The organism is Yokenella regensburgei ATCC 49455 (genome assembly GCF_000735455.1).
GTDB classification, from domain to species: domain Bacteria; phylum Pseudomonadota; class Gammaproteobacteria; order Enterobacterales; family Enterobacteriaceae; genus Yokenella; species Yokenella regensburgei.
On the sequence record NZ_JMPS01000025.1, the window covers coordinates 1 to 9,042 of the forward strand.

Annotated in this window: 8 protein-coding genes; 2 read left to right on the forward strand and 6 right to left on the reverse strand. The window is 53.0% G+C overall.

The features are described from left to right. On the forward strand, nt 1-1,341 hold a 1,341-nt coding region (pdxR, locus tag GYRE_RS07855), incomplete at its 5' end, for a MocR-like pyridoxine biosynthesis transcription factor PdxR (RefSeq protein ID WP_038254375.1). Here pdxR and GYRE_RS07860 read toward each other — a convergent pair. From GYRE_RS07860 to acrA, 6 genes are all read right to left on the reverse strand, one after another. After that, nucleotides 1,316-1,786 (reverse strand): YlaC family protein, encoded by a 471-nt coding sequence (locus tag GYRE_RS07860; RefSeq protein WP_006818847.1) that lies wholly within the window; start codon nt 1,784-1,786, stop codon nt 1,316-1,318. The genes pdxR and GYRE_RS07860 overlap by 26 nt on opposite strands. A 93-nt stretch (nt 1,787-1,879) precedes the next feature. Then, nucleotides 1,880-2,437 carry a maltose O-acetyltransferase gene (gene maa, locus GYRE_RS07865; protein ID WP_038254370.1) on the reverse strand — a complete coding sequence of 186 codons (558 nt, stop codon included), beginning with the start codon at nt 2,435-2,437 and terminating at the stop codon, nt 1,880-1,882. Nucleotides 2,438-2,618: 181 nt separating this feature from the next. Next, complete coding sequence (locus tag GYRE_RS07870) at nt 2,619-2,837, reverse strand: HHA domain-containing protein (protein WP_006818849.1); 219 nt, start codon at nt 2,835-2,837, stop codon at nt 2,619-2,621. Nucleotides 2,838-2,864: 27 nt separating this feature from the next. Then, a complete protein-coding gene (tomB, locus tag GYRE_RS07875; protein WP_006818850.1) occupies nt 2,865-3,239 on the reverse strand; it encodes an Hha toxicity modulator TomB in 375 nt (124 codons plus the stop codon). A gap of 501 nt (nt 3,240-3,740) precedes the next feature. Further along, a complete protein-coding gene (acrB, locus tag GYRE_RS07880) occupies nt 3,741-6,896 on the reverse strand; it encodes a multidrug efflux RND transporter permease subunit AcrB (protein WP_006818851.1) in 3,156 nt (1,051 codons plus the stop codon). Nucleotides 6,897-6,918: 22 nt separating this feature from the next. Beyond that, nucleotides 6,919-8,112, reverse strand: a complete 1,194-nt coding sequence (gene acrA, locus GYRE_RS07885) for a multidrug efflux RND transporter periplasmic adaptor subunit AcrA (RefSeq protein ID WP_038254373.1) — start codon at nt 8,110-8,112, stop codon at nt 6,919-6,921. 136 nt (nt 8,113-8,248) lie between these two features. Here acrA and acrR point away from each other — a divergent pair, with 136 nt between their 5' ends. Beyond that, complete coding sequence (gene acrR / locus GYRE_RS07890; RefSeq protein ID WP_006818853.1) at nt 8,249-8,902, forward strand: multidrug efflux transporter transcriptional repressor AcrR; 654 nt, start codon at nt 8,249-8,251, stop codon at nt 8,900-8,902. Nucleotides 8,903-9,042 lie beyond the last annotated feature (140 nt).

Sequence of the window (9,042 nt, forward strand, 5' to 3'; positions counted from 1 at the left end):
CGCGGCACGCTAGGGGCCAAAAGCCGGCTACCGGGGTCACGGGCGATGGCGCAAACGCTCGCTGTCTCGCGTAATACGGTCAACGGTGCGCTGGAACAGCTGGCGACGGAGGGCTATCTGCTTCGCGACAGGCAGGGCTCACGGGTGGCGATACTGCCGCAGCGCCCGGTCGTGGACGCGCCCGAGCCGCCGGCCGTCAGGCTACCGCCTCACCTCGCGAGGCTGCCCGCCGGGACGCAGCGTGATTCCCCCACGCTGATGCTGACGCCGGGAACGCCGGCGGTGAACTATTTCCCATTACCGCTGTGGCGGCGGATCATTGACCGTACCCTGCGTGAGGAAGGGAGCGCGCTGTTGGGCTATGGCGATTCCGCCGGAGAGATGCGCCTGCGTGAAGCCATTGCCCGGCACCTGACGCTCTCGCGGGCGATCTCCTGTGACGCCAGCCAGATTGTGATCACTGAAGGGGCGCTTGAAGGGTTAACCCTGTGTGCCCGACTGTTGAGCGAAGCAGGTGAAACCGCCTGGGTGGAAGAGCCGGGCTATGTCGGGGCGAAAAGCGCCTTTTTGTCTGCTGGTCTGCACGTGGTGGGGATCCCGGTGGGTGAAGAGGGCATGCAGCCTGAGGGAAATGCGCCGCTGCCGCGTCTTATTTTTACCTCGCCATCGCATCAGTATCCGTATGGCACGGTGCTGAGCGCCTCCCGACGTCTGGCGCTGCTGGAGTTTGCCCGCAAGCAGGGGGCGTGGATCGTGGAAGATGATTATGACAGTGAGTTTCGCTACAGCGGCGAGCCCATTCCGGCGATGCTTGGAATGATGGAGAACGCGCCGGTGGTATATCTTGGCACATTCAGCAAGACGCTGTTTCCGGCGCTGCGCATTGGTTTTATGGTGATGCCAAAGGTGCTGGCCGCGGCGGTGCAGCCGCTGATTAGTTCACTGCTTCGCGGCGGCCACCGCACAGAACAAGTGGCGCTGGCGCATTTCATTGAAGAAGGACATTATGCGCGCCACCTGGCCTCGATGCGCCGTTTGTATCGTAAACGGCAGCTACAACTGCGCGAGGCGATTGGCCGCGAGCTTTTATTCCCGCATCAGATTATCGGCGGCGGTGGCGGGATGCATTTAACGGTACAGATCGACGGGATTGATGATGTGGCGGTTGTACAGCAGGCACGGCAGTATCAGCTGGCCCCAGCGGCGCTGAGCCGTTTCTGGCTGGATGAGACCGAGGCGCGTAGCGGCCTGGTGCTGGGGTATGGCAGTACGTCCGCTTCGCAGTTTCCGGCTGCGCTGCGGACGTTGCAGCAAATTATGCGGCGCTGCCGACGCGGGTAAGGCTGAAGACGTCGTAGAAAGAGAGTTCGCCTTTGGTGGCAATCATCTTCTGCAGCTGTGATTTCTGCTGTTCAGCAACGCCCGGCGATTGCAGGATGCTGTCGATGAGCTGCGTTGGCACAAAGCGGGTGTTGTACCATTCACCGTTATAGCAAACGCGAAAATCGAGGACGTCGATATCTTCGTAGCGATAGCGTGGGTAAACGTCAAAAAAGAAGAAGGCGTTCAGCACGATAAACAGCACCACCAAAAGCCAGACGGAGTCGACCAGGGTTTCCGAGCGCAGCATGACAATTAATGTTGCGAGGAACGCCGCATACATGCCGAGAAACAGGCCGGGGTGGTTGCGAATAAAGCTGATACTAAAGCGCGGCCGGTTGTCGCGCTTTTCCTGAAGATTAAGCTCATCAATGGTGTTGGTGAGCAGTCGCTGGATCTCTGTCATCCGGACCTCGGGTTCTGCAGATAATAACAATGTATTTTATGTTGCAGTAACCGATGCGAAAAGTAACAGATTAGTTGCAGAAAACCATAACAGTTACTGATTCAGCCACTTTATGACCCGAGCCGGGTTACCTCCGACCACCGCGTTGGCGGGGACATCTTTAACGACTACCGCGCCAGAAGCAATCACCGCGTTGTCGCCGATGGTGACCCCTGGGTTAATCACCGCGCGACCGCCAATCCATACGTTATCACCAATCACGACCGGTTTTCCGAACTCCAGCCCGCTGTTGCGCTCGGTGGCGTCGAGAGGGTGGGTGGCGGTGTAGATATGGACGCCCGGCGCCAGCATGCAGTTGTCGCCGATGCGAATCGGGCAGACATCAAGCATCACGCAGTCGAAGTTAGCGTAGAAATTGCTGCCAACAAAAATGTTGTAGCCATAATCGCAGCGGAAGGTCGGTTCAATATAAGCATCGCGGGCGTCACCCAGCAGCTCATGCAGCAGGGCGCTGCGTTCGGCACGGTCATCAGGTGCGCTGTGGTTGTAGCGATGAATCAACTGACGCGCCCGCAGACGATCGGCCCGTAGCGTTTCATCGCCGGGGCGGTAGGGTTCGCCATTGATCATCTTATGTTTTTCTTCACTCATCCTTTTTCTCCCGTCAAGGTACGGGACTACAGTAAAGGCTGACAGTCAAGAAGGGAACGTTCCCGCCACGTTGCTGTGATAACAGTCACATTACCAGTCAGTTCCGGAAATGAAGACGCAAAGCTATCGCAGCCAGGGCAGACATAACAGAGGTAAAGTTTAAGAGGTGATAGCCTTGTGATTAACGAATGAACTTCCATACCGAAGTGGGGATCTTGTCGTAGAGTTTATTCATGGTCAATTCAGCCAGACGATGATCGGCTGCTGAGTAAAATACCGCCAGCTCATTGTCAGAAAGTTCATATTTATTTTTTTCAATAACACGCTCCAGCGTGTCAATAGACTGACAACGTCGCAGTCGCATCAAATAATCAGTTTTAGTTAATGGTTTATCTGTCATAAATTTACCTTTTTGATTGTAATAATTCTAACACGAAAGACTCACCGGGTTGGCGCGACTTACATTAGTAAAACAGCGGAACAAACGATTTCCGGACTTTCGCCATTTCTGTAAGTCTTCAGCATTAATGCCATAGTTACTGAACAACATAAAAGTGTCGTCCAGGTATTCATCAATCTGAGTTATCAGTTTATTGTCTTCGTTGTACTTAATCTTGTAATTCAACGCGAAGGTCGCGATGTGCTCAAGCAGTTCGTTTAGCTGGAGATTCCCCGCCGAGGTTGGGTCATTAACCCAGCCATGGTTGCTCTCCTCAAGGTTAGCAAGGCAGTCATGATACAGGGTTTCGCAGAGAAATTTAAGCTGCGCGATATCATGTCTTTTTGGCGAATATTCGTCCATAACGCATCCCCTTATGAGTGGTATACACAACGACGATCAAACACCGTTACGGGATGGAGACTACTTACTGACCTGATACATTAGCGGTAATCCTGTTAATGATTACTATAATCTACTCTTAAAAAGATTTCACCGCGCTATTACGAAAAATTACAAATAATATGCCTTATAAATCTTAAGGCTGCGATTGATGAGTTGTCCTAATACTTTAGACTTGCTCGTATCAGCAGAGTTCAGGTTTCGCCCTTACAATTCATCGATTTAGTAATATTGATGGAAGTCATTGTCGCAATAACGATTCTTCACATCAGCACACAACCAGGAATATTCCTGGTTATTGCCACACTAAACCTGGACTTATTAAGACGTATGAGTGCCAGGGGGATCCCCTTACTATCTATTATATACCCTGCAAAGCCGTTCTGATATCCGTGAATAAGTTTGTTTTTGTACATTGAAGTATGCAAATGAAAAGGGCCGCTTTCGCGGCCCTTAAAGGTATCAGGATGACTTGTGCTCAACCGAGTGGCTATGCTCAAGATCCTCATTCTTGCTGCTAAAGCGGCGGCGTACCACCACAAAGAACACAGGAACGAAGAAGATAGCCAGCACCGTTGCGGTGACCATCCCGCCCATTACGCCGGTACCTACGGCGTTCTGAGCACCGGAGCCTGCACCGGAACTGATAACCAGCGGCATTACCCCGAGGATAAAGGCCAGAGAGGTCATCAGAATCGGACGTAGACGCATACGAACCGCTTCGAGCGTTGCTTCAATCAGGCCTTTGCCTTCTTTCTCCATCAGGTCTTTGGCGAATTCCACAATTAATATTGCGTTCTTCGCCGACAAGCCAATGGTTGTCAGCAGGCCCACCTGGAAGTAAACGTCGTTCGTCAGACCACGCATGGTCGCGGCCAGCAGTGCGCCGATAACCCCGAGCGGTACTACCAGCATGACCGAGAACGGAATTGACCAGCTCTCATACAATGCTGCCAGACACAGGAAGACCACGATAAGCGAAATCGCATACAGCGATGGCGCCTGGTTGCCGGAGAGACGTTCCTGATAGGACATCCCCGTCCAGTCGTAACCAATGCCTGAAGGCAGTTTGCTCGCTAACTCTTCCATCATCGCCATGGCTTCACCGGTACTCTTACCCGGAGCCGCCTGACCGAGGATTTCCATCGATGGCAGACCGTTGTAACGTTCCAGACGCGGTGAACCATATTCCCAACGGGAAGTGGAGAAGGCGGAGAACGGCACCATCTGACCAGTGCTACCACGGACGTACCACTTACCGATATCATCCGGCAGCATGCGGTATTTGGCCTCGGACATCAGGTACACCTTCTTAACACGTCCGCGATCGATAAAGTCGTTGACGTAGGTACCGCCCCAGGCAGAGCCCAGCGTGGTGTTGATGTCGCTGATGGAGACGCCAAGCGCCTGCGCTTTTTCCTGATCGATATCGAGTTTGAACTGCGGCGTATCTTCCAGACCGTTAGGACGAACACCGACTAACAGATCAGGATGTTTAGCCACTTCGCCAAACAGCTGGTTACGTGCCTGCGTCAGTTTTTCATGCCCCAGACCGCCCTGGTCAATCAGCTCAAAGTCAAAGCCGGTTGCGGTACCCAGTTCGATAATCGCTGGCAGGTTAAAGGCGAATACCATGCCGTCTTTGATGCCAGCAAAGAAATGGTTGGCGCGTTCAGTGATCGCTTCAACCTTATTCTCTTTACCTTCACGCTGGCTCCAGTCTTTCATGGAAACGAAGGCGATACCGGCGTTCTGCCCACGGCCCGCAAAGCCAAAGCCGTTTACCGTAAACACGGAATTGACGTTGTCTTTTTCCTTGGTCAGGTAGTAATCCGAAACCTGATCGAGGACTTTCTGCGTACGCTCCTGGGTTGCGCCCGCTGGCATTTGCACCATGTTCATGAAGACGCCCTGGTCTTCATCTGGCAGGAACGAACTTGGCAGACGAACGAACAGGTAGGCCATGCCAACCACGATGATGATATAGAGCAGCAGATAACGACCGGTGCTGCGCAGAATGTTACCTACGCTATCGGTGTAGTGATGCGTGCTCTTATCGAACATGCGGTTGAACCAACCGAAGAAGCCTTTTTTACCTTCACCGTGGTCGCCTTTGGCAACCGGCTTCAGCATGGTGGCGCACAGCGCTGGCGTCAGAATCAATGCCACCAGAACCGACAGGGCCATAGCAGAAACGATGGTGATAGAGAACTGACGGTAAATTGCACCGGTAGAACCGCCGAAGAAGGCCATCGGGATGAACACTGCGGAAAGTACCATCGCGATACCGACCAGTGCGCCCTGAATCTGGCCCATCGATTTACGCGTGGCTTCTTTCGGCGGCAGGCCTTCTTCCACCATCACACGTTCAACGTTCTCTACCACCACGATGGCGTCATCCACGAGCAGGCCTATCGCCAACACCATCCCGAACATCGTTAGGGTGTTTATCGAATAGCCAAACGCTGCGAGGATAGCAAAGGTCCCCAACAGAACGACCGGTACCGCGATGGTTGGGATCAACGTCGCGCGGAAGTTCTGCAGAAACAGATACATCACGAGGAATACCAGTACGATCGCTTCAATCAGCGTTTTCACTACTTCGTTAATGGAAATCTTAACGAAAGGCGTGGTGTCGTACGGGTAAACGATTTCAACCCCTGCCGGGAAGAACTGCTCCATACGCGCCAGTTCGGCTTTAATCGCCTTAGCGGTATCGAGGGCGTTCGCGCCGGTGGCCAGTTTAATACCCAGACCGGACGCCGGTTTCCCGTTATACATCGCGATAACGTCGTAGTTTTCACCACCCAGCTCCACTTTCGCGACATCGCGCAGGCGAACCTGAGAACCGTCCTGATTCACTTTCAGCAGAATGTTGCTGAACTCTTTCACGTTAGTCAGACGGGTCTGCGCGGTGATCGAGGCGTTCAGCTGCTGGCCTTTGACCGGCGGCGTACCACCGAGCTGACCGGCTGCAACCTGGGCGTTCTGTGCTTTCAGAGCGTTAATGACGTCAACCGGCGTAAGCTGGAAGTTATTCAGCTTATTCGGATCCATCCAGATACGCATTGCGTACTGCGCACCGAACAGCTGAACGTCACCTACCCCGTTAGTACGGCTGATAGGATCCTTCATGTTTGACGCGACGTAGTCGGACAAGTCATTTTGGTCCATCGTACCGTTGGTGTTGATAACCCCCACAACCATCAGGAAGCTGTTTGACGCTTTCTCAACGCTAACACCCTGCTGCTGTACTTCTTGCGGTAACAGCGGCATTGCTAACTGCAGTTTGTTCTGTACCTGTACCTGAGCGATGTCAGGATCGGTGCCAGAGTCAAAGGTGAGGGTAATGGTCGCCGTACCTGTTGAGTCCCCGTTAGAGGACATATACATCAGGTGGTCGATACCGTTCATATTCTGCTCAATAACCTGAGTTACCGTGTTTTGCACGGTCTCAGCATCCGCCCCAGGGTATGATGCAGTAATCGCAATGGCAGGCGGCGCAATCGTTGGATATTGCGCCACTGGCAGCTTCAGGATGGCAAGCGCCCCTGCCAACATGATGATGATCGCGATAACCCATGCAAATATGGGGCGATCGATAAAAAACTTAGCCATGTCTTAACGGCTCCTGTTTAAGTTAAGACTTAGGTTGTTCAGGCTGGTTGCCGGTGCTGGCTTGTTGATTTTTCTCAGCCTCGACTTCCTGAGCTTTCACCTGAACACCAGGACGCACTTTCTGCAGTCCTGTGATGATGACGCGATCGCCGGTCTTCAGACCTGAAGTTACCAGCCATTTGTCACCAATCGCCTGTGAAGCAACAATCTGACGGAGTTCGACTTTATCGTCTGCACCCACTACCAGTGCGGTAGCGTCGCCGCGCGGTGTACGAGTCACACCTTGCTGCGGAACCATCATTGCATCCGGGTTGGTCCCTTCCTGCAGACGAGCACGAACGAACATGCCAGGCAGCAGCGTATGCTGCGGGTTAGGGAAGATAGCGCGCAGGGTGATTGACCCTGTGGACTGATCGACCGTCACGTCAGAAAACTCCAGCGTACCGTCCTGCGGGAATTTAATGCCGTCGTTCGTCACCAGCTCAACCTTCGCCTTGCCGTTCACCTGTTCCAGCTTGCCGTTGGCCATCTCTTGTTTCAGACGCAGGAACTCATCGCTCGACTGAGTCACGTCAACATAGATAGGATCCAACTGCTGTACGGTCGCCATCGCGGTGGCCTGACCGTTCTGTACCAGGGCACCTTCGGTCACATCAGACTTGCCGATACGGCCGCTGATAGGGGAAGTGACTTTTGTGTACGCCAGATTAATGCGCGCACTTTCAACCGCCGCTTTCGCTGCCACGACGGCAGCGTTAGCCTGTTGCAGCGTCGCTACGGCGTTATCGTAGTCTTGTTGACTGATGTACTGGGTACCCAGCAGTTTCTTATAGCGGTTAACCGTCAGCTGAGCGATGTTGGCAGCAGCTTGCGCTTTCGCCAGGTCGCCTTTTGCACTGTCATAGGTTGCCTGATAGGTGGCAGGATCAATCTGGTAAAGTGAAACGCCCGCTTCAATATCGCTACCTTCCACGAAATTACGCTTCAGGATGATGCCGCTGACCTGAGGGCGAACTTCCGCAACGCGATACGCGCTGGTACGTCCAGGGAGTTCCGTCGTTATCTGTAGAGGTCCAGACTTGAGCGTTACGACGCCAACTTCTGGCATCTGATGCGCTCCTTGTTGAGCCGATTTGTCGTCACATCCTGTTAGCGCTACGCTGCCTGCAAGCATCAGAACGATCGCCAGAGGCGTTAACCCTCTGTTTTTGTTCATATGTAAACCTCTAGTGTCCGATTTCAAATTGATCAATGGATCAAATGTCCACAAACCCATGTTTATATTATCGTCGTGCTATGGTACAAACATTCACAAATGTATGTAAATCTAACCTCTGTAAATTCACTGACATATGGCACGAAAAACCAAACAACAGGCGCTGGAAACACGACAACACATCCTGGATGTCGCGCTGCGCTTGTTTTCTCAGCAAGGGGTATCATCTACCTCGCTGGCGGAGATTGCAAAATCCGCGGGGGTTACGCGCGGAGCTATCTACTGGCATTTCAAGAACAAATCAGATTTGTTCAGTGAAATTTGGGAGCTGTCAGAATCCAGCATTAGCGATCTAGAGACTGAGTATCGGGCAAAATTCCCCGGCGATCCACTCTCAGTTTTAAGGGAAATATTAGTCTATATTCTTGAAGCTACAGTTATTGAAGAGCGTCGTCGTCTGATGACGGAAATCATTTACCACAAATGTGAGTTCGTTGGCGAGATGGCCGTCGTACAGGAGGCGCAGCGTAGCCTCTGCTTACAAAGCTACGATCGTATCGAGCAGGTTCTCATGGATTGTATGAAAGCGAAGCAGCTCCCGGCGGATTTACTCACTCGCCGTGCCGCGGTACTGATGCGCGCCTGGGTCTCCGGGCTCATGGAAAACTGGCTGTTTGCCCCCCAGTCGTTCGATCTCCAGCATGAAGCGCGGGCCTATGTGGCCATCATGCTCGAAATGTATCAGTTCTGCCCCACGCTTCGTACACCGGTTTCTCCCCCCGCTGGATGATACCAGCCCGTTAACGACCTGGAATTATCTTATTAACAGCGTCTATTCCGCTGTTAGCAGAAGTGCTATTCTTCGCCGGGCGACTAGCCCCGGACTTCCCGGTTCTGCAATTATTCTTGATAACACTATGCTGCATTCAA